Raw genomic sequence first — 26,388 nt, 5'->3', positions numbered from 1 at the left:
AGAGCCCCCATCATCGGGCCCTCGATGTCATCGATGACACAAGTCGTCGACCACATTCCCTCACCGTCTCGACGGGCGCCGTGGACGACGGCGCCCGTCAAGGCATCACCCCTCCGTCCGTGCCGGGCAGCAGGCCCCGCAGTGTGGACGGCCGCAGCAACCCACGGAGATCCCATGAGCTCAGGACGTGTATCCCGTCATGCCCGCATGCGGCTGATCGCGGCGGTGGCGACCGTCTGCGCTCTGTCCTCGGCCTCGCTCGCCCCTCAGGCCGCCGGCGCCGAGACCCCGCCGTACTCCGAGACCCACCGGCCCCGGTTCCACTTCACCCCGGAGAAGAACTGGATGAACGATCCCAACGGTCTCGTGTACTACCAGGGCGAGTACCACCTCTTCTACCAGTACAACCCGAACGGCGACTCCTGGGGCGACATCTCCTGGGGCCACGCGGTGAGCAAGGACCTCGTGCACTGGGAGGAACTTCCGGTCGCCATCTCGCACGACGACGAGGAGATGGCGTTCTCCGGCAGTGCGGTCGTCGACTGGAAGAACACCACCGGCTTCGGCACGGAGAAGAACCCGCCCATGGTGGCGGTCTACACCAGCGCCTCCAAGAAGGACGGCACACAGGCCCAGTCGCTCGCCTACAGCACCGACCGCGGGCGCACCTGGACGAAGTACCAGGACAACCCGGTGATCGACATCGGCTCCAAGGAGTTCCGCGATCCCAAGGTCCAGTGGCACGAGCCGACCGGGAGCTGGCTGATGACGGTGTCGCTGTCCACCGAGCGCAAGGTGCGGTTCTACTCGTCCAAGAACCTCAAGGACTGGGAGCTGCTCAGCGAGTTCGGCCCGGCCGGCGCCACCGGCGGCGTGTGGGAGTGCCCCGACCTCTTCCCGCTCGCGGTCGACGGGGACGAGAACAACATCAAGTGGGTCCTGGTCGTCAACATCAACCCCGGCGGCATCGCCGGAGGCTCGGCCGCCCAGTACTTCATCGGCGACTTCGACGGCACCACCTTCACCGCCGAGGACAAGGGGACCTACACGCCGCCCGCCGGCACGGTCCTTGAGGACTTCGAGAGCGGCGACTTCGGCGGGTGGACGACCACCGGCACGGCCTTCGGCGGCGGACCGTCGGCCGGGTCCCTGTCCGGTCAGCTCCCCGTCGAGGGCTTCGAGGGCAAGGGCCTCGCCAACAGCTTCCACGGCGGGGACGGCGCCACCGGCACCCTCACCTCGCCCGAGTTCACCGTCGACAGCCCCTACCTGAACTTCAAGGTGGGCGGCGGACGCCACCCGCACGAGCCCGGCACCGTCATGGAGCAGGGGCCGCCGCCCGCCGGCACGGTCCTCGCCGACTTCGAGGGCGGCGCCTACGGCGACTGGACGAAGACCGGGGACGCCTTCGGCGACGCGCCGGCCCCCGGAACCCTCCCCGACCAGCAGGAGGTCTCCGGTTTCCTCGGCAGCGGCCTGGTCAACAGCTTCCTGAACGGCGACGCGACGACCGGCACCCTCACCTCGCCGGCGTTCACCATCGACAGGAAGCACATCAACTTCCTCATCGGCGGCGGCAACCACCCCTCCGGCTCCTCCGATCCCACCGCCCTCGAACTCCTCGTCGACGGCAAGGTCGTCCGCAGCGCCACCGGCAGGGACGGCGAGGCGCTCAACTGGGCGTCGTGGGACGTCGGCGACCTCGCCGGCAAGGAGGCGCGGATCAGGATCGTCGACCAGCACACCGGCGGCTGGGGTCACATCAACGTCGACCACATCATGCTGTCCGACACCGCCGCCCGGCGGGTCTCCCAGGAGACCTCCGTCAACCTGATCGTCGACGGCAAGGTCGTCCGCAGCGCCACCGGCGCCAACAGCGAGACCCTCGACTGGGCCTCCTTCGACACGCGCGCCTACGCCGGGAAGAAGGCGCGTCTCCAGGTCGTCGACATGAACACCGCCGGCTGGGGCCACATCCTCGTCGACCGGTTCACCGCCGCCGACGCACCCGCCCGCTCCGTCGTGGAGCGCGCCGACTGGGCGGACTACGGCAAGGACTACTACGCGGCCGTGTCCTGGGAGAACACCCCCGGCGGCAAGCGGCACATGATCGGCTGGATGAGCAACTGGGAGTACAGCGGCGCCGTCCCCACCTCCCCCTGGCGCGGCGCGCAGAGCGTCCCCCGCGAGATGGCCCTGCGCACCGTCGACGGCCGGATCCGGCTGACCAGCGAGCCGGTGGGCGCCCTGAGATCCCTCAGACGGCAGAGCGGACCGGCGACGGCTGCCGGCGTCACCGTCACGGACGGCGTCAAGCCCTTGATCGGCCCGGCCGCCGAGGGCGAGACCCTCGACATCGAGGCCAGGTTCTCCCTGAAGGACGCCGAACGCTTCGGCCTGAAGGTCCGCACCGGCGCCGACGGCGAGGAGACGGTCATCGGCTACGACGCCACGACCGAGGAGTTGTACGTCGACCGGACCCGCTCGGGCACGGCGGACTTCAGCACCACCTTCCCGGGCGTCCAGCGGGCGCCGCTGAAGGCGAAGGACGGCAAGGTGAGACTGCGGATCCTCGTCGACCGGTCGTCCGTCGAGGTCTTCGGCGGCAGCGGTGAAGCGGTGATCACCGACCTGATCTTCCCGGACCCCGACAGCCGGGGGGTGAAGGTCTTCGCCGAGCACGGCTCGGTGAAGCTGGACCATGCCCGCGTCTGGCACCTCGGCTCCTACCGCGACTGACAGGGGACTTCGTCGCGGTCGCGGCGATCGCGGAGCACATCGTTCGGGGCCGGCCCGCCTCCGCGGGCCGGCCTCGGCCCACCGTTGCGGCGCAGCCGACACGTGACGCCGTCGCCTGCGTCGCCGCCGAAGTCGGCGTGCCCCCGGCCGTGGTCTGCGCGGCGCTCGTGCACGACAGGCGGGCCGCCCACTCTCGGTGTCCGGCCGACGGCGCCCCCTGGGTTCACCGGCCAGGTCCTGGCGGTCGGCACGGCGTGCCGACCATGCCATGGGCGACCGGAAGACTCCCACGACGGTGCCGGGAGTGTCATGGCTGCGGGCCCCGCCACGAGGACGGAGCCCGCAACCGGTCGTTCGCCGGCCCTACGTCAGCCGCTGACCGTGATGCTCGAGCTTCCGCTGCTCTGGTAGCCCTCGGTGGCCATGATCATGTAGTACCTGAACTGTCCCAGGTTCATGCCCGCGCGCGCCCAGGCGTCGAAGTGGTTGCCGGTGGTGATGGTGCCGGAGCCACTGGTCACCTTCGTCTGCCGGACGCTCCAGTACTGGTCGAAGGTGCGGGTGCCCTCGACGGAGGGGGCGTTGTACCGCGTCGTCCGGTAGATGTCGTACGTGCCGCCGTCGCTGTAGACCGTGCCCCTGTGCTGGCCGGTGGGCCGGTAGCTGCCCCAGTTGTCGACGATGTAGTACTCCACCAGCGGGTTCGACGTCCAGCCGTAGAGGCAGCCGTAGCCGTTGCCCGACGGGTTGAACCAGCCGGTGTAGCGGACCGTCCTGCGCCCGCCGGTGTTCCAGCCCTTGCCGGCGACGAAGTTGCCGCAGTTGGTCCACCGGGTGCTGTAACTGCCGCCGCCGTTGAGCGTCATGGAGACGGAGCCGCCGCCGTCGGTCCAGAACGAGTAGTACATGCCGTCGTACCCGGTCTGGTTGGTGGTGATGGTGGTGGCGGCGTGGGCGGTGCCGGGCAGCAGCAGTCCCGACGCGGTGGCGATCGCGACGGTGCCGGCGCCGCCGAGGAAGCCACGTCGGCTCAAGCCGCTGAAGGGAGCGGGGTTCTGCTGGATCTGGTGCTGCTGCGTGCCGTCCTGGTGCATGCGTCCTCCCGATGAAGGCTGGTGGGGGCGGGCGACTCCTGCTGCCCGCCGGCCTTGCATGGAACACGGCGGGGGTCGCCCGTCGTCGTGCCGCAACGACCGACCGCCATCCCCGGTACAGGGGAGAGGGGACGACGGTCTCCTGTCGTTCGGTGGCGACAGTTTTCGTAGAGCGCCATGAGCCTGTCAACAGTTTCGACAGGCTTTCGGAAACAACTACGCAATCAGGAGAGGACTCGGCGAATGCATCGCCGCTGGTCAGACCTTTCTTCGCGCGGACCGCCACGGGGGATTGAATGAGATGAGGAGTGGCGGCAACGCAAGCATGAGCGCCCTGTTCGAAAGTTTCGAACCGGGGTGGCGGGACTACGGCGCCCTCACTGGAGCGACCGTGCGCGAACGGCCGGGCATGAGACACCAACGCCTCGGCGGCGTCCGGCGGTGCGAGCGCACCATCCGGAGCACAACGGCCTCGCGTCGACGCCGCTCGGAGGCACGGGCGTACCCACCGGCGCCAGAGTGTCCAGCCCTCGCCGTACCGCGGAGGGGACCTCCTCATGGAGCAGATACGAGCGGGACAGGGCCGTTTTCCTGTTCGCCCTGCTTTCCTTCACCGGACCCGGACAACAGTCGAAACTCTGGCCCGCTTACGCCGTAATGACCGATCAATACAACCGGCTTCAGGGAACAACCCATCGACAGAGGGGGAAGATCCAGGCAGAGAATCACTATCCCCACCCGCCGCGACCGTAATAATCAAGTCAAGGGAGGACGTTACGAAATCTCGTCACGAAGCCGCCGACAGCCGCACCCGACACCCCGCTGACCTCGACCTTCGACGCGACCGCACGGCCGCCACGACTACAGCAGCCGACACCCGAACCAGCACTCCCGAGGTCTCTTTTCGGTCATTCCTCGGCGCGTACGTCACCTCTCAGCGAAGCCGACTCGCACTGCGATCGTAGTGGTCCACGGAGCCAATCCGGCGCGCTCGACTAACCCCTGATTGACAGTGACGAGTTGCTGATTGGTCTCACCAGCGGAAGCCGGCTGTCCTTCGACACCCGCTCGACCGAACGGGGAAAGCGTAGTGCGACCCCAGGGAAATCCGCTCGTGCGGCATATCTCCATCGCCTCCGCGCGACGTCCGCCTCTCCAGCCAGCCCTGTTGATTTCGGTGATTTCCAGCTCGCTCGCGCCGAGGGACTGAGGTCGCAGGCGCTGCGTCGACCAGGTGCGGACGGGGCGTGGGTCGAACAAGGGGCAGTAGACCTCGATGCTGCGTCTGGCGCGATCGATGTCCCAGCGCGACCACTGCCTTCGGTAGGTAAGACCCCGATCGCTTGCTCGCCTGGGGTGCCCCATTTTTTTCCTACGTGCCCGCCCCTAGACAAGTCCCATCGTTGCAGGTCAGGCGCACTCTATGCCTTTCCGGTCGCTCATCGGGCCCTCACGCAGGATCGGGCTAGTTGTCGTCCCAAACCACATGCGACGGCCGTCATCGAGATGCCACAGTATGGCTATGCTCGTAAGCCCCCTGCCCGGCGTCGACCGGAAGCACCTGCACCAGACACTCGACGCTGTGCGGGTAAACGTCTCGAACCTCTTCACCAACGGCCCTCGTGAGTATTACGAGCGGCTCTTGGCATACCTCGACTGGGCGGCCGACGCCGTTGGTCAGCTGACACGCTCATCAGCAGCGCCGACCTTGACCGGCTCGTCCTCACGAAACGGCACGACCAGTTGCTAGCTGGGTTGGACAACTTCACCATCGGGACGACCCAACGGCTCGTCAACCAATTGGTGTACACCGAACTGCGGCAGCGGATGGAAGCGTTCGGGGCCGCCGTCGAAACGCTGGCGCAGGAATTGCAGCGCTGGCAACTGCGCGGGGTGCCGGTGGTGGCCGACAGCAGTTTCTACATCAAGCACCCCGAGAAGTTGGAACAGGTCGACTTCGGCATGCTGCTGGATGTGACACAGCACCCCGTTCATCTTGTGGTGCCGATGGTCGTGGTGGACGAGCTCGACCAGCTCAAGGAGAGCAAGGACAAGCACGTACGTTGGCGGGCGGGGTACACACTGGCTGTACTCGACCGGTTGTTCCAGCAGAACACCGAGCACGCAGTACTGCGCGAGGCGAACGCCCTGGTACAGCGACATACCGGCCTACGACGCGGCGAAGTAACCGTTCAGCTCATGTTCGACCCACCCAGGCACACGCGGCTGCCGATTAACGATGACGAGATCGTCGACAGGGCACTTGCGCTAGAGCCGCTGTCGGGTCGAGAGGTGACCGTACTCACCTACGACACCGGCCAGGCAACGCGTGCGCGCGTTGCGGGCCTGCGTGACGTCAAGCTGAGCATCCCGGTGGGCGACGAGCCAGAGGAGCAGACGCCCACCACGAAAAAGCCCCAGGCGAAAGACCGAGCACTTCAGGTGCCAGTCAGCCGTAAGAATGAGCGGGCAGATTCAAGCGCGAACGGTACGGGGCGCAGAGCGCGCTAACCTCGCCCGATAGTCCTCTTCGCCTGGAATGCGCCTCTGGAGCGTACGGGAAAAAGAACCTAGATAATCCTCATTCGCACTGGTCAGAGGCACTTGCACAGTCGTGCCAATCCAGCCGCGCATTGGTGCTGCCCGAACGGACAGCACCGCTGTGTCTTGTAGGCGGGTCCCAGTGAGACCGAGCCTGGGGCGGCCTGCCTGGTCACCTACCAGCCGAATTCCATCTGGATGGGGATGCCGTCCACGATCTCGGTCTGCGTGTGTGGAGTGACCTCGACCGGCACACCAAGCTGGGTTGCGATGGGGGTGTACAGGTCGGTGGAGAGCTCTGGGGTGCGCAGGGAAATCAGGAGAGCGTAGCTGACAGGGAGACCGATCCGGTCATTGCGCTTGTTCGCCTTCCACCAACCGCCGACCGGGTAAACCGCGAGCGTGCCGCAGTCGGCGAGTTCGGCCGCTGATCCGCGCCAGATGTCTGCGTGAAGGGAGCCCAGATTGCGGAATCGTGGGCCGACGAGCCAGCGGCTGTGGGACTCGAACGCCTTCGAGTTGCCGATCCCATCACTTTCGTGCTCTGCCTGTTCAGCCAACCGTCTCTGGAAGGCGTCACCTGATTCGGTGGAGCCCTTGATGGCGAAGCGCAGACCGTGCGATGCGTAGCTGTAACGACCGAGCATGCCACGTCGGCCGGGGTTGGGTTCGATCATGTAGGCGAGCGTCACGCGCAGGTCCACAGTGGTCTCGGCCAGCTCCCGAAGTTGCTCCAGCGGCCACGGCAGTTCGTGCAGCTTGAGTTCCGCCATCCGGACCTGCCCGCCCTTTACCCTCTTGAACGGCACCAGGGTGTTTTGAATGATCATCGTGACGGCGTTGGAGGCGCTGCTGCGGATGCGCTCAGCGGTCGGCACGCCCCAGCCGTAGCGGCGGATCACCTGCCGCATGACCTCACCCTTGGCCAGTTTGGGAGTCCCGGTCTTCTTGAAGAGGCCCTGTTCCACCATGGCCGGCGTCCACTGGGCTTCGTGGACGAGCAGGGCGCGAACCGCCTCCGGCCGTAGTCCGGGATAGGTGCTCATCGCCGTCGCAGCCAGTGCTGCCGCCTGTGCGGTGGCAGCACTGGTGGCGTTCGTCCACGTCAGCTGACGGGCGGGGTCGTGGTGGGTCGTTGCGATGCTCACCAGCTCGTGCTCGTCCAGGAAACTGTCGTCTGGCGCGACGAGCATATTGCCGCCTTCCAGGACGATGTCGGGCTTAGTAATGGCTGCGTTTGTCAGCGCCACCGAGGTTCGGCTGAACGGCGATAGGCCGCCTTGGACGACAAGCGGCCGATACCCACGGAACAAGGGGGTGTCCGGGACTCTATCCAGGTGCGTGCAGGCCCCCACGGTGAGCACGTTGTGCGCCTGGGCAGGTTCCTCGATACGCGACAGGTCAGAGAGCAGCAGGGGATCCAGCGTGCCTTCCTCGGTGCGCATCTGATGGGGAACGGCACCGCGGACGTTGCCTGCGCTGACGATGATCAGCCGTGACGCCTCTGCATCCGGTGCGCCGATCAATTCGATGCGGTCGTCTCGCACGGTCACATCCGTACCCGCCGCCAGAGCATCCAGGGTGGCCGACCACAGGGTCGCTGTGCCATCGACACCGTTCTCGCCTGCGCCAGACTGCCGGGTGACGGCCATCGAGAAGACCCGGGCGGACGGCATGGGTCCACCATTGCCTATTTCGGCGGTCGCTACAGCGTTCGCAGTAGTCTCGGCGCAGGTCCGCGGCGACGTTGCCGGCGCGTAGCTGTCGTCGAGGATCTTCACGGACTCCAGACCGTGGCTGAGAACCACTGGACCCTGCGACTCAAGAGCGGCAGCGAAGTCCCCGAACAGGGCGAGCCCGGCCATCTGCGTGCCGTGTCCGCTGCGGTCGGCCGGCGTGCTGCCCGGCAGGACGCTGTACGCGCGCTCGTGCAGTGCGGGCTTGAGGAGTGAGTGCTCTTGGGCTATGCCCGTGTCCAGGATGCACACCGCGGGAGCCTGCGGGTCGGCCGGCTCGATGCGCTCCGCCAGATCTTCGACGAGGTCCACGCGGAAGGCGCGGTCGACGGCGTACAGGCCCTCAGCAAAGGCCGGCCTGCGGATTTCGGCCGGGCAGGCGTTCGTGGCCAGCAGGACCGTCAGCTCCTCGCCGGTCGTCGCAACGTGCGCGACAAGGCGCTCGCCCACATGAATCGCCCGGTCGCTCATGCGCCACTGTCGCTCGCCAGCCAGGGCACGCAGGGTGTCAACCGGATCTGTCGGCGAAATCCCCGGATCAAACCACAGCTCCCACCAACACTCCTCGTCCATAGGTGGCAGGTCCTGCCGCTCCTGCCAGAGGTGTTCCAGAAGCGCTCGGTGAATTCGCTCCATGTTGGCCACCAACGGGGCCTGCTTGGGGTTGCCCCCGTCGGTGTCCTCGGTGAAGGCGTGAATCCGCTGCGTGAACGAGGCGACTTTGTCGAATGGGATCCAAACCAGCGCATCCTGCGGACCGTCGTCGGTCTGCGGATGGCTGCTCATGAGGGTCAGGCCCGAGCCGTCGAGACGCTCCAGCGACAGGGGGTGGTCACGCGCTGCCTCGATCCGCACGGCGAAGCCGTCAGGTTGAAACGCGTCGGGGGTCTCGTTGATGAGCTGGGCCGACTCCCGTTTGGCCGTCTCAAGGCCGTCCACCAAGGCAGCAGCGTGCGCGTGACGGTCTTCACGCTGGATCAGGTCCGGTCCACCTCCGCTCGAGGGTTCCGAGCGCGGGGTCAGCGTGGCAGCCCGCCAGGGCACCACCAAGTGTGGGGTCGCTCTTGCTGGCTTAGGCATGGTGGGAGGCGTGTCGCTCGCGCAGCGCTTCCAGCAGCAGCTGCTCGTCCACCACGTCTCGGTCAGCCAGGATGGCACGCTTGGCTGCTGCTTCCGCTGCTTTGACAAGCTCGGCATGGCTCAGACCGAATGCACTGTCTGTCACGGCGTCCCACCGTACTGTGCCTGTATCGATTCCGGCTAGCCGTCGGCGCATGACCTGCACGGCCTGCTCGGGCGTGGGTGGGCCGTACGTAGCGATCATGTCGAAGCGGCGGAAGAGCGCCCGGTCCAGAAGCTGGTTATGGTTGGTGCCGGCGACGACCAGGCTCTCAGAGGGAGCCTCGTCCAGGAACAGCAGGAACGAGTTCAGGATCCTGCGGGCCTCGCCGACGTCGTTGCCTGCCGCTCGCTCAGCGCCAAGTGCATCGAATTCGTCGAACAAATAGACGGCGCGGGTCTGAGCAACAGCATCGAAAACAAGACGCAGCTTGGCAGCGGTCTCCCCCATAAATCGGCTGATCAGACCGTCCAGGCGAATGGTGAACAACGGAAGCTTCAGCTCGCCGGCCAATGCCGCGGCGGTCATGCTCTTCCCGGTTCCTGGAGGGCCAGACAGCAGGATTCGGTGGACTGGAGTGAAGCCGAAACGCTCCAGTCGGGCGCGCTGACGCTGCTCGTGCAGCACGCGATCCAGAGACGCTCGTAGCCCCGCGTCCAAGGTCATGTCGTCGAGTTGGGTGTCCGGGTAGCCCGCTGTCAGAAGACTGGTGAGCTCGCCACGTGGCTGCACTACGGGGGTTGCCGCACTCCGGCTGCCAGCTCTGCTCTGCCTCTGCTGCGCAGTCTCCACCAGCTCGCGCAGTTCTATAGCGAACCTTCCTTGCCCCTGGCGAGCAGACTTCGCCGCTACCTGCAGGGCGACGCTATAGAAGAGGTCGTCGTTGGCTTCGGCGTGCGCTCGCACGAGAGCTTTCAGGTGCTCGGCGTTCGCCGCCATACGCCTGTCACCCTTCCGATGCCAGCTATCTGTGAGAGAGGTCTACCCAGGAGCCGATGGGCACCTGCGCCGCCTGCATCGTACGGCTCGCGACGGCAGGGTGTGGTCTGGACGTTCCCGCGCACCGCCCATAACAGCGCGCGCTCGAGCAGACCCATGCGGCCAGACCGGTCCCAACGGTATGGCCACCAGAGTGCCTGAGCAGCGACGCAAGTGACCCTGACACCCCATCAGAACGAGCGTCAAAGGAGCGTCACGAGCGTCATTTCAGCATCAAGATATCGCCCGTAACGCCCACACCGCACATAATCCGCACACACAAAACCGCAGGTCAGGAGCCCTTCCCCGCCGGTTCGAGGATCGCCACGCACTCCACGTGATGGGTCATCGGAAACAGATCGAACACCCGCAGCATCCGCACCCGATACCCCCCGTCCCGGAAGTACCCCAGATCCCGGGCCAGTGCCGCCGGATCGCACGCCACGTACGCGATCCGGCGGGCTCCCAGGGAGGCCAGATGTTCGACCGTCCTGCGGCCGGCGCCCGCTCGCGGTGGGTCGAGGACGATGAGGTCGACCTCCGTGATCCCCGTGCGCGGCAGCACGCTCTCGACCTTGCCCTGCTCGATGCGGACGCGGTCGAAGTCGGCCAGGTTGTGCCGGGCGTCCTCCACCGCGCGCTTGCCGGACTCGATGCCGAGGACCGCGCCCGCCTCGCCGACCCGGTCCGCCAGGGCGCCCGCGAAGAGGCCGACGCCGCAGTACAGGTCGAGCGCCATGTCGCCCTTGCGCGGCAGCAGGCCCTGCATGACCGCCGTGACCAGGGTGTCGGCGGCCTTCGGGTGGACCTGCCAGAAGCCGCCGCTGCCGACGCGGTAGGTACGGCCGTCCGCGCGCTCCCGGACGAAGGGCCGACCGTGGACGCGGTGGACGCCGCCGTCCTTCTCGCCGACCCGCATCACGGAGACCGGGCGGTCCAGCTCGACGATCGGCAGGCGGGCGCCCGGCCTCGGGGTGAGGATGACCTGCCGGTCCTGCGAGCCCGTCGCCGCGATCGCCTCGACCGACTCCATGCCGGTCCAGTCCCGCTTCTCGACGCCCAGCTCGCTGACCCCCTCGGCGGCGATCATGCAGTGGTCGATGTGCTCCACCTCGTGCGAGCGGTGCCGGCGCAGTCCCGCCCGCCCCTCCGCGTCGACGGCGTACTGCACTCGCGTCCGCCACTGCGGTACCTGACCCGCAGGCAGCTTGTCGCCCTCGGCCGGCATCACCGTGCCGTCCCAGCCGGCCTCCTCCGGCGTGAGACCCGCCAGCCGCCTGAGCTGCTCGGCGACGACCTCGCCCTTGAGCCGGCGCTGGGCCCCCGGCTTGGCGTGCTGCCAGTCGCAGCCGCCGCAGCGGCCGGGGCCGGCGTAGGGGCAGGGGGCCTCGATGCGGTCCTTGGACGCGTCCAGTACCCGTACCGCGTCCGCGCGCAGGAACCGGGCGCCCTCCTCTCCCTCGGTCACCCGGGCCACGACCCGCTCGCCGGGCAGCGTGTGCCGGACGAACAGCACCTGGCCGGCGTCGGTGCGGGCGATGCAGTGGCCGCCGTGCGCGACGGGGCCCACCTCCACCTCGTACTCCTCGCCGACCAGCGAGCGACCGGCCGGCGCCTGCCCGGCCCGTACGTGCCCCGACTGCGGATTCTTCGGTTCTGCCTGCATGGCGGGGTGGCTCCAGAGATGAGAGGGAGGGTACGGCCGTCCGGCCCCAGGGCTGTAACGGCTGTACGGCCGGACAACAGCCCACCAGTCTACGTCGGCGCCGCCCGGCCGTTCACCAGCCGGCAGCCGCCGCGCCCGCGTCCGCGCGTCTGCCCCAGCCCCAAGCCCCAAGCCCCAAGCCCGAGCCCCGGCCTCAGCCCTTCGGCCGCTCCTGTGCAGGCCCCCGCCGCACCGAGCCCGGCGCGACCCACTCCGCCTGCTTGCGGGCCCGCTTCTTCGCGATCTCCGACGAGGCCAGCTGGTACGGCACCGACGTCACCATCACCCCCGGCGTGAACAGCAGCCGGCCCTTCAGGCGCAGGGCGCTCTGGTTGTGCAGCAGCTGCTCGTACCAGTGGCCCACGACGTACTCGGGGATGATCACCGACACCGCGTCGCGCGGCGATTCCCGGCGCAGGTTCTTGACGTACTCGATGACCGGCCGCGTGACCTCGCGGTACGGCGAGTCCAGCACCTTCAGCGGTACGTCGATCCCACGCCGTTCCCACTCCTCGCGCAGCGCCTTGGTCTCGGCCGGGTCCACGTTGACGCTGAGCGCCTCCAGGGTGTCCGAGCGCATCAGCTTGGCGTAGGCCAGGGCCCGCAGGGTGGGGCGGTGGATCTTGGAGATGAGGACGACGGAGTGGACTCGGGAGGGGCGCACGCTGTCGTCGCTCGGGCCCTCGGGGGCGGCGAGTTCCTTGGCGACGTGGTCGTAGTGGCGGCGGATCGCGGTCATCACGCCGTAGAAGATGACCATGCCGAGCAGGGCGACCCAGGCGCCGTGGGTGAACTTGGTGCCGAGGACGACGACCAGGACCAGGCCGGTGAAGAAGGCGCCGAACGCGTTGATCGCGCGGGAGCGGACCATGTGGCGGCGCTTGGCGGGGTCCCGCTCGGTGGCCAGGTGCCGGTTCCAGTGCCGGACCATGCCGGTCTGGCTGAGCGTGAAGGAGACGAACACGCCGACGATGTACAGCTGGATCAGCCGCGTCGAGTCGGCGCCGTAGATCCACACCAGCAGTCCGGCGGCGCCGGCCAGCAGCACGATGCCGTTGGAGAAGGCGAGGCGGTCGCCGCGGGTGTGCAGCTGGCGCGGGAGGTAGCGGTCCTGGGCGAGGATCGAGCCGAGGACGGGGAAGCCGTTGTACGCGGTGTTCGCGGCGAGGAACAGCACCAGCGCGGTGGCCGCGGCCAGCACGATGAACAGGAGGCTGTCCTTGCCGAAGACGGCCTGGGCGACCTGGGAGATCACCGGGTTCTGGACGTAGTGCGCGCCGACCGGGACGCCGTTGTCGAGCAGGTCGTGGGCCGGGTTCTCGGCCATCCGGACCTTGGAGACCATGGCCAGGCCGATGATGCCGCAGAACATGGTGACGGCCAGCAGGCCCATCAGCGCCAGGGTGGTGGCCGCGTTGCGGGACTTGGGCTTGCGGAAGGCCGGCACGCCGTTGGAGATCGCCTCCACGCCGGTGAGCGCGGCGCAGCCCGAGGAGAACGCGCGCAGCAGGAGGAAGAGGAGCGCGAATCCGGCGAGGCCCTCGTGCTCGGCCTTGATCTCGTACCCGGCCGTGGGCGCCCGCATCGTGTCGTCCAGCACCAGCCCCCGGAACGCCCCCCACGCGATCATGAGGAAGACGCCCGAGACGAACACGTACGTCGGGATGGCGAAGAGCGAACCGGACTCCTTGACGCCGCGCAGGTTCATCACCGTCAGCAGCGCGATCACGGCGATCGCGCACATCACCTTGTGCTCGACCACGAAGGGGATCGCGGAGCCGAGGTTCTCGATGCCGGAGGAGATGGAGACGGCGACGGTCAGGACGTAGTCGACCAGCAGGGCGCTGGCGACGGTGAGGCCGGCCTTGGGACCGAGGTTGGTGTTGGCCACCTCGTAGTCGCCGCCGCCGCTCGGGTAGGCGTGGACGTTCTGCCGGTAGGAGGCGACGACCGTGAACATCAGCACGACCACCGCGGCGGCGATCCAGGGGCTGAAGTGGTACGCCGAGACGCCCGCGACGGACAGGACCAGCAGCACCTCGCCGGGCGCGTAGGCCACGGAGGACAGCGGGTCGGAGGCGAAGACGGGGAGTGCGACGCGCTTCGGCAGGAGCGTTTCGCCCAGCCGGTCACTGCGCAGTGCGCGCCCGATCAGGATCCGTTTGGGCACGTCGGTCAGTTTGGACACAACTGAGGATCGTAAGCCTTCGAACTGAGGGGCGCCTCCGCGCCACCCGACCTATACGCGACCTTGACGCGGACCCATACGCGACCTTGACGCGGGCCTCTACGCGACCTCGACGCGGTGAGGCTCCGGGGGCGCACGGACATCTGCTCCCCGAGTGAAATAGCGCACGGCTCGCGCAGCGGTTTCGCCGCCGCGGCCGGCCCTCATGCCTAGATGAACAACCCCCGTCCACCTCCCTCCCCCGACCCGTCACCCCCGTCCACCAGGGCCCCTCCGGAGGCACCATGCCCGCCACCGCAGAGCTGATCGGCGCCGCCGCCGCCCTCGCGGGACTCGCCGTGCTCACCTTCCTCAGCGTCTGGAGCATCAGCCGCCGCTGATCCGGCCGGCCGCGCACGGTGCACGGGGGTCCCCCCGCGGACCGTGCGTGTGTAGCTTGGTCGGCGGTCTGAGACCCTGTTCAAGCCAAGTCACCACACTTGATCTCGGAAGGACGGTCGTGCACATCGTCATCATGGGCTGCGGCAGAGTGGGTTCCGCTCTCGCGCAGAACTTGGAGCAACAGGGGCACACGGTCGCCGTGATCGACCAGGACCCCACCGCCTTCCGACGACTGGGCTCCTCTTTCGGCGGCCGCAGGGTCACCGGGGTCGGTTTCGACCAGGACACCCTGCGCGAGGCCGGCATCGAGGAGGCGGGGGCGTTCGCCGCCGTCTCCAGCGGCGACAACTCCAACATCATCGCGGCCCGGGTGGCCCGGGAGATGTTCGGCGTGGAGAACGTCGCGGCCCGCATCTACGACCCCCGCCGCGCCGAGGTCTACCAGCGCCTCGGCATCCCGACCGTGGCCACGGTCCGCTGGACGGCCGACCAGATGCTGCGCCGGCTGCTGCCGTCCGGCTCGGAGCCGCTGTGGCGCGACCCCACCGGCGGCGTCCAGCTCGCCGAGGTGCACGCCTCCGCCGCCTGGGTCGGTCACAGGATCAGCACGATGCAGGAGGAGACCGGCGTCCGCGTCGCGTTCCTCACCCGGCTCGGCGAGGCCATACTGCCCACCTCGCAGACCGTGCTGCAGGAGGGCGACCTGGTGCATGTGATGATGCGCTCGGACGACGTCGAGAAGGTCGAGGCGGCGTTCGCCGAGGGACCTGAGAGGGAGGCCGGTCACTGATGCGGGTCGCCATTGCCGGAGCCGGCGCGGTCGGCCGGTCGATCGCCGGCGAACTGCTGGAGAACGGCCACGAGGTCCTGCTCGTCGACAAGGCGCCGACCGCCATCTCGGTCGAGCGCGTCCCGCAGGCGGAGTGGCTGCTCGCCGACGCCTGTGAGATCACGTCCCTGGACGAAGCGGCGCTCCAGCGCTGCAACGTCGTGATCGCCGCGACGGGCGACGACAAGGTCAACCTGGTCGTCTCGCTCCTCGCCAAGACGGAGTACGGCGTCCCGCGCGTCGTCGCCCGCGTCAACAACCCCAAGAACGAGTGGCTGTTCAACGAGGCCTGGGGCGTGGACGTCGCCGTCTCCACCCCGCGCCTGATGTCGGCCCTGGTGGAGGAGGCGGTGAGCGTCGGCGACCTGGTCCGGCTGCTGCGCTTCAGCCACGGCGACGCCAACCTGGTGGAGCTGACCCTGCCGGAGGAGTCGGCGCTGGCCGGCACGCAGGTGGGCGACGTGGAGTGGCCGGAGGACACCTCCCTGGTCACGATCATCCGCGGCACCCGGGTCCTGACCCCGTCCCGCGAGGACTCCCTGGAGGCGGGCGACGAACTTCTCTTCGTCGCCGCCCAGGCCAGGGAGGAGCAGCTGGAGGACCTGCTGTCGGTGCGCCGGGAGGGGTCTGCGGAGTAGCGGGCCGTCGCAACGGACGGCTGGCGGACCGTCGGCACGGACGGCTGGCGGGCCGTCGTAGCCGACGCTCGGCGGGCCGTCGTGGCGGACGACGAGAAGGGCGCCCCGGGAGTCCCGGGGCGCCCTTCTCTCATGGTCCTGCTGTGACGGGGCGTCGCCCACGCCGCCTTGCACGCCCGTGCGGTCTACTCCCCCGCCCGAGCCGGAGCCTCCCGCTCCCCGCTTTCGCGCTCCTCGCGCTCCCGCTCCTCGCGTTCCTCCCGCGCCCTCTCCTCCGCCTCCATCTCCGCGAAGACGTCGATCGGCGCGGGCGCCTTGGCCAGGAAGACCCAGGTCAGCCACACCGCGAGCAGGAAGGGCGGGATCTTCAGCGCCACCAGGACCCAGCCCAGCTGGGTGGTGTCCGCCCACCAGTACAGCGGGAAGAGGATGGCGCACTTGCCGAGCAGGATCAGCCCCCAGGCCCAGCTGGCCTTGGCGTACGCCTTCTTGCGGCCGGGGTTGCGGGTGCGCCAGGAGAGGTTCTCCTTGAAGACCGGGCCGAGCATCAGGCCGATCAGCGGCACGCCGCACAGGGTGGTGATGATGTAGGCGAGCGCCAGGCCCAGCGTGTAGAGCATGCCGGGCAGGTAGAAGTCCTTGGCGTTGCCGGTCATCATCGCGAAGACGACGCCGAAGGCCACGCCGAAGACGCCGCTGAACGCGTGCTTGACGGTGTCCCGGCGGACCAGGCGGACCACCACGAGCAGCAAGGACACGCCCAGCGCGGCGATGGCCGACAGGTGCAGGTCCTTGTTGATCGTGTAGATGGTCACGAAGAGCAGACCCGGCAGGACCGTCTCGATCATGCCCCGCAGCCCGCCGAACGCCTCGAAAAGCGCGGCCTCGGTGACCGCGCGGGCATCCCGGTCGGCGGCCCCGTCGGCGTCGGCGGTTTCGATGGCTTCGGTGTCTTCGGTCGGCTTGTCGAGCGACGTCACCGGCTACTCCCGTCCGAGGGGTCTCAGTTCGTACTTGGGATTGAACAGCACCCGGCGGCCCCGGCTCATCGAGACCCTCCCGGACGCGATCAGCTTGCGTCCCGGCTCTATGCCGACGATGGAGCGTCTGCCGAGCCACACCACGTCCAGCGCCGCGGAGCCGTCGAACAGCTCGGCCTCCAGGGCCGGTACCCCGGCCCTGGGGCGCAGCGTCACCGTGCGCAAGGTACCAGTGACCGTGACGATCTGCCGGTCGTGGCAGTCGCCGATCCGGGTGCAGCCGGCGGTCTCGGCGTCCTCCCGCAGTTCCTCCGACTCCAGGTCCTCCTGCGAGGAGGAGAGCCGGTCGAGCATGCGCCGGAACCGGCCCACCGGCTTTTCGGAACGAGGAACAGCACTCATACCTGAAGCGTACCGGGGTGCACCGACAGCCCGGTAACCCCCGTATCGGCCCTTGTCCGCGCGCTGCCGCACCACCACCCGGACCGCCGGCCCGGCCACCACCGGACCGGGAGCCCGCGCCCACCGCCGGACCGCCGGCCCGGCCACCGCCCGAGCCGACAGCCCTGCCTCCGCCCCAGCCGGCGGCCCGGCTACCGCTCGAACCGGTAGCCCATGCCGGGCTCGGTGACGAAGTGCTTGGGGTGCGAGGGGTCCGCCTCCAGCTTGCGGCGCAGCTGGGCCATGTAGACCCGCAGGTAGTTGGTCTCCGTCCCGTACGACGGCCCCCAGACCTCCTGAAGCAGCTGCTTCTGGCCGACCAGCCGGCCGGCGTTGCGGACCAGCACCTCCAGCAGATGCCATTCGGTCGGGGTCAGCCGTACGTCCCGGCCGCCGCGGTTGACCTTCTTCGCGGCGAGGTCGACGGTGAACTCGTCGGTCTCCACGACCGTCTCGTCCTCGCCGGGGCCGACGGGCTCGGCACGGCGGACGGCAGCCCGCAGCCGGGCGAGGAACTCGTCCATGCCGAAGGGTTTGGTCACGTAGTCGTCGGCGCCGGCGTCCAGCGCCTCGACCTTCTCGTCGGAGGAGTGCCGGGCGGACAGGACGATGATCGGCACGCGGGTCCGGCCGCGCAGGGTGCGGATCACCTCGACGCCCTCCATGTCGGGCAGTCCGAGGTCCAGGACGACGACGTCGGGGTGGCGGGCCGTGGCGAGCCGGAGGGCGGTGGCGCCGTCGTGGGCCGCGTCGACCTCGTACGCGCGCGCCCGGAGGTTGATCACGAGCGCGCGCACGATCTGCGGCTCGTCGTCGACCACGAGCACCCTGGGGGTCCTGGGCGTCCCCGCGGCACTGCTCACCATCGGACCTGCCTTTCCGCTTGTGCGAGGGACAGGGTACGGGGGTGGCCGGCCGCGCGGAGGGTGAGGACCATGGTCAGGCCGCCGCCGGGGGTGTCCTCGGCGTCGAGGGTGCCGTGCATGGCCTCGGCGAAACCACGGGCGACGGCGAGGCCGAGGCCGACCCCGGCGCCGCGCGGGGCGTCGCCGTGCCGCTGGAAGGGTTCGAATATGCGTTCCTTCGCCTCGTCGGGGACGCCGGGCCCGCGGTCCACGACCCGGACCTCGACGCGGTCGGCGAGCGCGCTGGCCGAGACCAGCACGGGCGTTCCGGGCGGGCTGTACTTGACGGCGTTCTCCACGACGTTGGCGACGGCCCGCTCCAGCAGCCCGCCGTCGACGTCGACCATGGGCAGCGTCTCGGGGATGTCGAGGTGGACGCTGTCCTCCGGGACCCCGCCGAGTGCCCTCGGCACGATCTCGTCGAGGTCGACCTCGCGGATGATCGGCGTGACGGTGCCGGTCTGGAGGCGGGACATGTCGAGCAGGTTGCCGACCAGGTGGTCGAGGCGGTCGGCGCCCTCCTCGATGCCCTGGAGCAGTTCCGCCAGGTCCTCCTCGGACCATTGCACGTCGTCGGAGCGGAGGCTGGAGACGGCCGCCTTGATACCGGCGAGGGGGGTGCGCAGGTCGTGGCTGACGGCGGCCAGCAGGGCCGTGCGGATGCGGTTGCCCTCGGCCAGCGCCCGCGCGCGGTCCGCCTCTTCCTGCAGGCGCCTGCGGTCCAGTACGACGACGGCCTGGGCGGCGAACGCGGCGAGCACCCGGCGGTCCTCGGCGGGCAGCACGCGTCCGGTCAGCGCGAGCGCGAGCTGGTCGCCGACCGGCATGTCGACGTCGGCGTCCTCGGGCCGTTCCACGGGGGCGCCGTGGCCGACGCGGCCGACGCAGGCCCACGGTTCGACGTCGCTGGCCCGCTCCAGCAGGGCGGCGGACTCCATGCCGAAGGTCTCGCGGACGCGTTCCAGCAGCGCCTCGACGCTGGTCTCGCCGCGCAGCACGTTCCCGGCGAGGACGGAGAGGATCTCCGACTCGGCGCGCAGCCGGGCCGCCTGGTGGGTGCGCCGGGCGGCGAGGTCCACGACCGACGCCACGGACACGGCGACGGCCACGAAGATCACCAGGGCGACGATGTTGCGGGGGTCGGCGATGGTCAGGCGGTGGAGTGGGGGCGCGTGGAAGTAGTTCAGCAGGAAGGTGCCGAAGGCCGCCGCGGCGAGCGCCGGGAAGAGGCCGCCGAGCAGCGCCGCCGCCACCGTCAGCGCGAGGAACAGCAGCATGTCGTTGGCGAGGCCGAGGTGGACGGCGTTCAGCAGCAGCGCGAGCAGCGGCGGGCCGGCGAGGCCGACGAGCCAGCCGGAGACGATGCGGGCCCGCCCGAGCCTCGCCCCGCGCGCCACCGGCAGTCCGCGGCCCTTGGCGGCCTCCTCGTGCGTGACGATGTGCACGTCCAGGTCGGGGCCGGACTCGCGGGCGACGGTGGCGCCGACGCCGGGTCCGAAGACGTACTGCCAGGTCTTGCGCCGGGACGAGCCGAGCACTATCTGGGTGGCGTTGACGCCGCGGGCGAAGTCCAGCAGCGCGGCCGGCACGTCGTCGCCGACGACGTGGTGGAAGGTGCCGCCGAGGTCCTCCACCAGGGTGCGCTGGACCGCGAGTTCCTCGGGGGAGGCGGAGGTGAGGCCGTCGCTTCGGGCGACGTGGGCGGCCAGTACCTCGCCGCCGGCGCCCTTCTCGGCGAGCCGCGCGGCCCGCCGTATCAGCGTGCGTCCTTCGGGGCCGCCGGTCAGGCCGACCACGATGCGCTCCCGGGAGCCCCAGATCCGGGAGACCCGGTGGTCGCTGCGGTACCGCTTGAGGTACTCGTCGACCCGGTCGGCCACCCACAGGAGCGCCAGCTCGCGCAGGGCGGTGAGGTTGCCGGGCCGGAAGTAGTTGGACAGGGCGGCGTCCACCTCGTCGGGCCGGTAGACGTTGCCGTGCGCCAGCCGCCGGCGCAGCGCCTCGGGAGACATGTCGACCAGCTCGATTTGGTCGGCGCGGCGCACCACCTCGTCCGGCACGGTCTCCCGCTGCCGTACGCCGGTGATCGACTCGACGACGTCGCCGAGGGACTCCAGGTCCTGGATGTTGACGGTGGAGATCACGTCGATGCCGGCCGCGAGCAGTTCCTCGACGTCCTGCCAGCGCTTGGCGTTGCGTGAGCCGGGGTCGTTGGTGTGCGCGAGTTCGTCCACCAGGGCCACGCGCGGGCGGCGGGCGAGGACGGCGTCGACGTCCATCTCGAAGGCGGCCGCCCCCGGGTGTTCCAGGCGGCGGCGCGGGACGATCTCCAGGCCGCGGAGCAGCGCCTCGGTGCGCGGCCGGTCGTGGTGCTCGGCGTACGCCACCACGCAGTCCGTGCCCCGCTCGGTCCTGCGCCGGGCCTCGGAGAGCATGGCGTAGGTCTTGCCCACGCCGGGCGCCGCGCCGAGGTAGATCCTGAGCTTGCCGCGTGCCATGGCCTCATTGTCCGTCCTGCCCGAAGTGCGCGACGGCGAGGGCCACGCCCCGGCCGGCCCCGGACCTCTGGCACGGGGACGGGGCGACGAAGCCCTCCCCCCACGACGACGAGAGCCCCGCTCCCAGCCACCGCCCCGCCCCCACACACGACGGGGGCCGCGGCCCCCGTGGGGGGCGCGGCCCTCGACGTCCGGATACGTTCGTCAGCGGACCTCGGTGATCTCCGGTCCGCGCTGGAGCTGGCCCATGCCGCCGGAGAAGCGGGAGCCGGCCTGTTCGTCCTGCTGGACGCCCTCGGGCACCATCTGGGCGTCGTTGGGCAGCTTGAGGACGATCGGGTCGCGGGGCGCCATGGGGCCGTCGCCGCGGACGACGACGGTGTCCCGGAAGATCTGCTCCAGCAGCCCGGCGGCCTGCGGCTGGACCGCGCCCTGGCCGGAGATCACACCGCGCAGGAACCAGCGGGGGCCGTCCACGCCGACGAACCGCACGACCTGGAAGCCGCCGGTGCCGTCGGGCAGCTGCACCGGCACCTGGGCCCGCAGCTCCCAGCCGAGGGGGCCCTCGACCTCGTCGACGATGCCGCCCTGCTGGGTGATGCCGGTGGCGATCTCCTCGCGCACCTCGCCCCAGATGCCCTCGCGCTTGGGGGCGGCGAAGGCCTGGAGCTGGATGGCGCTGTCGCGCAGCACCACGGTCGCCGCGACGATCGCGTCGCCCGCGACCTCCACGCGCAGTTCCATGCCGTCGACGCCCGGCACGAACAGGCCGCCCAGGTCCACCCGGCCCTCGCCCGGGTCGCGCACCTCGGTACTGTCCCAGGGCCCGTCGGGACGCGGCTCCGGCTCCAGCCGCACGCGCGCGCGTGCGCCCTCGCCGTCCGCCTCAGCGTCGTCGGTGTCGACGGTGTCGACGACCTGCTCGGCCTCGCCGGCCGCGTCCTCGGCGGCACCCTTCTTCTTGCGACGTCCGAACACGTCACTGTCCTTCCCGGTCGGATACGACCGAAGCGTATCGATTCCCACCCGTGTCGCCGCCCATGGCGGCACGACCGTTTGTGCCTGCCCCGTCGCCCACCGCGGCGTGCCCGCCGGTGGACCCGAAGCCCCCCTCGGCCCGCGCGGAGCCGGGAAGCTCCGCGACTTCCCGAAAGCGGACCTTCTCGACCTGCTGGACGACCAGTTGGGCAATCCGGTCGAAGCGCTCGAACCGCACCGGCTCGTACGGGTCGAGATTCACCACGATCACCTTGATCTCCCCACGGTACCCGGCATCAACCGTCCCCGGGGCATTCACCAGGGCCACACCGCAGCGGGCGGCGAGGCCGGACCGGGGGTGCACGAAGGCCGCGTACCCCTCGGGCAGGGCCACGGACACCCCCGTGGGCAGCACGGCCCGCTCTCCGGGCAGCAGCTTTGCGGCGACGGTGGTGCGCAGGTCGGCGCCCGCGTCGCCGGGGTGCGCGTACGACGGGAGCGGCACGTCCGGGTCCACCCGGCGGATCAGCACGTCCAGGGGGTCACGGCTCACGGGTTCACCTCGAAGGCGCGGGCCCGCCTGATCTGGTCGGGGTCGTTCATGGCCGCCCGGATCTCCTCCTCGCGGCCGTGGTCGATGAAGTGGTCGACCTTGACCTCGATGAAGAGGGCGTCGGCGCGCACGGCGACGGGCCCGTCGGGGCCGCCGACGCGTCCGGTGGCGGTCGAGTAGATCTTGCGTCCGGCGACCGCGGTCACCTCGGCGGCCAGGTGAAGGGTGGTGCCGACCGGCACGGGCCGTACGAAGTCGGTCTCCAGCCGTCCGGTCACGGCGATGGTGCGCAGCAGCCAGTTCAGCGAGCCGAGGGTCTCGTCCAGCGCGGAGGTGAGCACACCGCCGTGGGCGAGGCCGGGGGCGCCCTGGTGCTCGGGGCGCACCGTGAACTCGGCGGTGATCGTCACGCCGTCGCCGGCCCGCGCCTCCAGGTGCAGTCCGTGGGGCTGCTCGCCGCCGCAGCCGAAGCACTGGGCGTAGTGCGGGCCGAGGAGTTCGCCGGGCGCGGGCGCGTCGGGGTGCCGTACGGGCTTGGCCGCGTCGGCGGGGGGCTGCAGGGCCGGGGATGTACCACTCACAGGCGCAGACCTTACCCGCGCGTCGGCTTCTTGCGGACACCGTGCCAAGCTTGACTTCATGCAGCTCTCCGCCGCCCCCTACGAAGAACGCCTCACCGCGCCCCGGACCTGGTGGCTGATCAGCTTCCTGGTCGGGGTCTCGATGGCGCTGATCCTGCTGCCGTTCGGCGTGCTGCCGATGCTGGCCGGGCTGGCCGGGGGCACCGCCGCGGCGGCCGTGGCGGCGAGTTCGTACGGTTCGGTGCGCATCCGCGTGGTGGGCGACTCGCTGATCGCGGGCGAGGCGAAGATCCCGGTGTCGGCACTGGGCGAGGCGGAGGTGCTGGACGCCGAGGAGGCCCGCGCCTGGCGCACGCACAAGGCGGACACCCGCGCCTTCCTGCTGCTGCGGGCCTACATCCCGACCGCGCTGCGCGTGGAGGTGGTGGATCCGGCGGACCCGACGCCGTACCTGTATCTGTCGACGCGGGAGCCGGAGCGGCTGGCCGAGGCGCTGCGGGCGGCGAAGGCGGCGACCGCCGCATAGCCGCACCACCGCACGTTCCATCGCACCACCCCATGACGCAGGGACGCACCACCGCACGGCCCGCCGCGGCGGGCCGTCAGGCCGGGGTCAGAGCTTGTGCTCGGTGCTGCCGGGGCCCTCGTCCAAAGCCAGGGGGTCGGCGGGGCGCTCCAGCGGGGGCAGTTCCGGGAGCTTCTCCCAGGGCACCTGCATCCTGCGGAGGTCCTCGCGGACGCGGGCGGCGAGCTTTCTGGTGTCGCGGCGGTTCATGGCCGCGCCGACCGCGGCTCCCACCATGAACGGCATGAGGTTCGGCAGGTTGCGCACCATGCGCTTCATGATCTGCTGCCGCAGTTCCCGCTTCATGTGGCCGCCGAGGGCGGAGTTGAGCGAGGCGGGCTTGAGCGGATCGACGCCGCGCTCCTCGGTCCAGGCCTTCAGGTAGGCGCTGCTGCGGTCCTTCAGGCCGCCGGGCGGGCGCACGCCGTACACCTCGTGCAGCTCGGCGATGAGCTTCAGTTCGACCGCGGCGACGCCGGTGACCTCCGCGGCCAGTTCGGCGGGCATGGCGGGGGGCACGGGCAGCATCGCCGCCGCGCCGACGCCGGCTCCGACCGTCGCCGACGCCTTGGCGGCGCCCGCGACGAGCTTGTCCGCGAGTTCCTCGGGCCCCAGGCCCGGGAACTGCAGACGCAGCGTCGCGAGGTCCCGTACGGGCACTCGCGGAGCCAGCTCGATGACCCGGTCGGCGAGGTACCCGAGACCCGCTCTGGCGCGGTCCGAGCCCTTGCGGACCCCTTCTCTGGCCAGTTCCCCGGCCTTCTCCCGCAGCACCGCCGCGCGCCGTCGGGCGGCGGGTGCGGGAACGGGAACGGGCGCCGGTACCGGGTGGTCGGCCCGGTCACCGGCCGGTTCGAGCGAGGCCGGCCCCGGAGGAACCGGTCCCGTGCCGGAGGAGCCCCGCTCGTCGTCACGCACGCCGTGAGGGCCGTCGGACGGCCCCGAGTCCGCTCCCCGGGGGAAGCGGCGCTTCCAGGGTGGGGTCGAGCCAGTCACGGCCGACCCCGCCTCAGTCGCAGTCGCGGCAGATCGGCTGGCCGTTCTTCTCGCGGGCCAGCTGGCTGCGGTGGTGGACCAGGAAGCAGCTCATGCAGGTGAACTCGTCCTGCTGCTTCGGCAGCACGCGGACTGCCAGTTCCTCGTTCGAGAGGTCGGCGCCGGGCAGTTCGAGGCCTTCCGCGGCCTCGAACTCGTCGACGTCGACCGCAGAGGCCGACTTGTCGTTCCGCCGTGCCTTCAGCTCTTCGAGGCTGTCCGAGTCGACGTCGTCGTCGGTCTTGCGTGGAGTGTCGTAATCGGTGGCCATGGTCGCTCTCCCCCTCCGGGTGTCTGCGGTGTCTCCAGCGCACGTAACGCGTGAGAGGCCGGACTTGTGCCCGACCCGAGGCGGAGATTTTGCCTCACATCAAGGTCTGTTACTCAATCGACACCCAACCGGACTCCGCAGGAGCGATCGGCTTGGATGGCGATCGGGACCGTACACGGTCCGAATGTCGCACTACAAAGGGGTCCCATCCGGTACTTCCCGTGATCGGACCGCTGGAAAACCCGGAGTTTACGGGCTTTCCGTCCGGTCACATGATCACGGAGAGTAGATGGCCGGAAAATCATCCCTGTGATCGATCACACATGAAGCAACTTGAAGAGTGCCCCGAAAATTCCGCGCAAAGCGAACATCCTCGAGTGTGTCGCGACATGATCTCAGACAGGGAAGGTCACCCGCATCACGAGACCACCCCCCTCGCGCGGCTGCGCCGTGATGTGCCCGCCGTGCGCCCGGGTCACCGACCGCACGATGGACAGGCCGAGGCCGACGCCCTTGTCGCTGCCCGTGCGCTCGGTGCGCAGCCGCCGGAACGGCTCGAAGAGGTTGTCGATCTCGTACGCCGGCACCACCGGCCCCGTGTTGGCGACGACCAGGACGGCCTGGCCCGGCCGGCTCTCGGTGGTGACCTCGACCCAGCCGCCCTCGGGGATGTTGTAGCGCACGGCGTTCTGCACCAGGTTCAGGGCGATGCGCTCCAGCAGGACGCCGTTGCCCTGGACGATCACGGGCTCGCGCGCGCCGCGGATCTCCACGCCCTTGGCCTCGGCCTCGCCGTGCACCTGGTCGACGGCCCGTGAGGCCACCTCGGCCAGGTCGACCGGCTTGCGCTCCACGATCTGGTTGTCGCTGCGGGCGAGCAGCAGCAGACCCTCCACGAGCTGTTCGCTGCGCTCGTTGGTGGCCAGCAGCGTCCTGCCCAGCTGCTGGAGTTCCACCGGGGCGTCCGGGTCGGACAGGTGCACCTCCAGGAGCGTGCGGTTGATCGCCAGAGGGGTGCGCAGCTCGTGGGAGGCGTTGCCGACGAAGCGCTGCTGGGCGGTGAACGCCCGCTGGAGCCGCTCCAGCATGTCGTCGAAGGTGTCGGCCAGCTCCTTCAGCTCGTCGTCGGGGCCGTCCAGCTCGATCCGCCGGGACAGGTCCGAGCCGGCCACCGCGCGCGCGGTGCGCAGGATCCGGCCGAGCGGGGAGAGCACCCGGCCGGCCATGGCGTAACCGAACGCGAAGGCGATGACCGCGAGCCCGAGCAGGGCCAGCAGGGAGCGGCTGAGCAGGTCGTCCAGGGCGTGCTGGCGCTGCTCGTTGACGCACTCGTTCAGGGCCCGGTTGAGCTCGACCGCCTCCAGCTCGCTGCTGCGCAGGTTGCACACGTCGCTGGAGACCGCGCCGGAGACGATCTTGAAGGGCAGGTCGCTGCCGACGTTCAGCGCGTTCGCGGCCAGCAGGTAGATGATCGACAGCAGCAGGATGCCGGCGATCAGGAACATCCCGCCGTACAGCAGCGTGAGCCTTATCCGGATGGTCGGGCGCAGCAGCGGGAAGGGGGGCGGCTTCCTCGGGTCCCAGGTGGGCTTGGGAGGCGCCTGGGGAGGTACGGGGGTGGTCGCCATCGAA

General features: G+C 69.8%; 20 protein-coding genes. 5 read left to right on the top strand and 15 right to left on the bottom strand.

Features of this window, described 5'->3' with window-relative positions; genetic code table 11:
* Positions 1 to 174 precede the first annotated feature (174 nt).
* Positions 175 to 2,739, top strand: a complete 2,565-nt coding sequence (locus tag ACZ6KF_RS04660) for a GH32 C-terminal domain-containing protein (protein WP_469237277.1) — start codon at positions 175 to 177, stop codon at positions 2,737 to 2,739.
* A 368-nt stretch (positions 2,740 to 3,107) separates the two neighbouring features.
* Here the strand turns inward: ACZ6KF_RS04660 and ACZ6KF_RS04655 are convergent, their stop codons facing one another.
* Entirely contained in the window at positions 3,108 to 3,833 is a 726-nt protein-coding gene (locus tag ACZ6KF_RS04655) for a glycoside hydrolase family 11 protein (protein ID WP_356633255.1), read from the bottom strand.
* A gap of 1,755 nt (positions 3,834 to 5,588) precedes the next feature.
* Between ACZ6KF_RS04655 and ACZ6KF_RS04650 the strand changes: the two genes are divergently transcribed.
* On the top strand, positions 5,589 to 6,344 hold the full coding sequence (locus ACZ6KF_RS04650; protein ID WP_469237274.1) for a PIN domain-containing protein: 756 nt from the start codon (positions 5,589 to 5,591) through the stop codon (positions 6,342 to 6,344).
* 206 nt (positions 6,345 to 6,550) lie between these two features.
* Here ACZ6KF_RS04650 and ACZ6KF_RS04645 read toward each other — a convergent pair whose 3' ends face one another.
* The 4 genes from ACZ6KF_RS04645 to ACZ6KF_RS04630 form a co-directional block, all read right to left on the bottom strand.
* A complete protein-coding gene (locus tag ACZ6KF_RS04645; protein WP_469237581.1) occupies positions 6,551 to 9,049 on the bottom strand; it encodes a S8 family peptidase in 2,499 nt (832 codons plus the stop codon).
* 133 nt (positions 9,050 to 9,182) lie between these two features.
* Complete coding sequence (locus tag ACZ6KF_RS04640) at positions 9,183 to 10,169, bottom strand: AAA family ATPase (protein ID WP_469237273.1); 987 nt, start codon at positions 10,167 to 10,169, stop codon at positions 9,183 to 9,185.
* 331 nt (positions 10,170 to 10,500) lie between these two features.
* Complete coding sequence (locus ACZ6KF_RS04635) at positions 10,501 to 11,874, bottom strand: class I SAM-dependent RNA methyltransferase (RefSeq protein WP_469237271.1); 1,374 nt, start codon at positions 11,872 to 11,874, stop codon at positions 10,501 to 10,503.
* Positions 11,875 to 12,067: 193 nt separating this feature from the next.
* Positions 12,068 to 14,101 (bottom strand): APC family permease, encoded by a 2,034-nt coding sequence (locus ACZ6KF_RS04630; protein WP_469237270.1) that lies wholly within the window; start codon positions 14,099 to 14,101, stop codon positions 12,068 to 12,070.
* 499 nt (positions 14,102 to 14,600) lie between these two features.
* Between ACZ6KF_RS04630 and ACZ6KF_RS04625 the strand changes: the two genes are divergently transcribed.
* Together ACZ6KF_RS04625 and ACZ6KF_RS04620 are read left to right on the top strand one after the other, a co-directional pair.
* Positions 14,601 to 15,272 (top strand): potassium channel family protein, encoded by a 672-nt coding sequence (locus tag ACZ6KF_RS04625; protein ID WP_356633249.1) that lies wholly within the window; start codon positions 14,601 to 14,603, stop codon positions 15,270 to 15,272.
* Positions 15,272 to 15,949, top strand: coding sequence for a potassium channel family protein (locus ACZ6KF_RS04620; protein WP_356633247.1), 678 nt, complete (start codon positions 15,272 to 15,274; stop codon positions 15,947 to 15,949). The genes ACZ6KF_RS04625 and ACZ6KF_RS04620 overlap by 1 nt, the downstream gene beginning before the upstream one ends.
* A 185-nt stretch (positions 15,950 to 16,134) precedes the next feature.
* On the opposite strand, the gene ACZ6KF_RS04615 is transcribed toward ACZ6KF_RS04620, so the two are convergent.
* From ACZ6KF_RS04615 to ACZ6KF_RS04585, 7 genes are all read right to left on the bottom strand, one after another.
* On the bottom strand, positions 16,135 to 16,929 hold the full coding sequence (locus tag ACZ6KF_RS04615; protein WP_356633245.1) for a DUF3159 domain-containing protein: 795 nt from the start codon (positions 16,927 to 16,929) through the stop codon (positions 16,135 to 16,137).
* A 3-nt stretch (positions 16,930 to 16,932) separates the two neighbouring features.
* Positions 16,933 to 17,331, bottom strand: a complete 399-nt coding sequence (locus ACZ6KF_RS04610; RefSeq protein WP_356633243.1) for an OB-fold nucleic acid binding domain-containing protein — start codon at positions 17,329 to 17,331, stop codon at positions 16,933 to 16,935.
* A gap of 191 nt (positions 17,332 to 17,522) precedes the next feature.
* Positions 17,523 to 18,236: a response regulator gene (locus ACZ6KF_RS04605; RefSeq protein WP_469237269.1), complete on the bottom strand. Its 714-nt coding sequence runs from the start codon at positions 18,234 to 18,236 to the stop codon at positions 17,523 to 17,525.
* Positions 18,230 to 20,773 carry a sensor histidine kinase gene (locus ACZ6KF_RS04600; protein ID WP_469237267.1) on the bottom strand — a complete coding sequence of 848 codons (2,544 nt, stop codon included), beginning with the start codon at positions 20,771 to 20,773 and terminating at the stop codon, positions 18,230 to 18,232. The genes ACZ6KF_RS04605 and ACZ6KF_RS04600 overlap by 7 nt, the downstream gene beginning before the upstream one ends.
* A 204-nt stretch (positions 20,774 to 20,977) precedes the next feature.
* Positions 20,978 to 21,751, bottom strand: a complete 774-nt coding sequence (locus ACZ6KF_RS04595) for a DUF3710 domain-containing protein (RefSeq protein WP_356633237.1) — start codon at positions 21,749 to 21,751, stop codon at positions 20,978 to 20,980.
* Position 21,752: 1 nt separating this feature from the next.
* On the bottom strand, positions 21,753 to 22,304 hold the full coding sequence (gene dut / locus ACZ6KF_RS04590) for a dUTP diphosphatase (RefSeq protein WP_356633235.1): 552 nt from the start codon (positions 22,302 to 22,304) through the stop codon (positions 21,753 to 21,755).
* Positions 22,301 to 22,885, bottom strand: a complete 585-nt coding sequence (locus ACZ6KF_RS04585) for a PaaI family thioesterase (RefSeq protein ID WP_356633233.1) — start codon at positions 22,883 to 22,885, stop codon at positions 22,301 to 22,303. Before ACZ6KF_RS04585 ends, dut begins: the two co-directional genes overlap by 4 nt.
* Before the next feature lie 58 nt (positions 22,886 to 22,943).
* Here ACZ6KF_RS04585 and ACZ6KF_RS04580 point away from each other — a divergent pair, with 58 nt between their 5' ends.
* Positions 22,944 to 23,411, top strand: a complete 468-nt coding sequence (locus ACZ6KF_RS04580; protein WP_356633231.1) for a DUF3093 domain-containing protein — start codon at positions 22,944 to 22,946, stop codon at positions 23,409 to 23,411.
* Positions 23,412 to 23,498: 87 nt separating this feature from the next.
* On the opposite strand, the gene ACZ6KF_RS04575 is transcribed toward ACZ6KF_RS04580, so the two are convergent.
* The 3 genes from ACZ6KF_RS04575 to ACZ6KF_RS04565 form a co-directional block, all read right to left on the bottom strand.
* Positions 23,499 to 24,446 carry a hypothetical protein gene (locus tag ACZ6KF_RS04575; protein WP_356633229.1) on the bottom strand — a complete coding sequence of 316 codons (948 nt, stop codon included), beginning with the start codon at positions 24,444 to 24,446 and terminating at the stop codon, positions 23,499 to 23,501.
* Positions 24,447 to 24,459: 13 nt separating this feature from the next.
* Positions 24,460 to 24,756, bottom strand: a complete 297-nt coding sequence (locus tag ACZ6KF_RS04570) for a DUF4193 domain-containing protein (RefSeq protein WP_003993510.1) — start codon at positions 24,754 to 24,756, stop codon at positions 24,460 to 24,462.
* A gap of 395 nt (positions 24,757 to 25,151) precedes the next feature.
* Complete coding sequence (locus ACZ6KF_RS04565) at positions 25,152 to 26,384, bottom strand: sensor histidine kinase (RefSeq protein WP_356633227.1); 1,233 nt, start codon at positions 26,382 to 26,384, stop codon at positions 25,152 to 25,154.
* Between the last annotated feature and the right edge of the window lie 4 nt (positions 26,385 to 26,388).

Source organism: Streptomyces sp. NPDC046379, from assembly GCF_055587785.1.
Note: the sequence above shows the minus strand (reverse complement) of the source record. Positions and strands in the feature narration are given on the sequence as shown.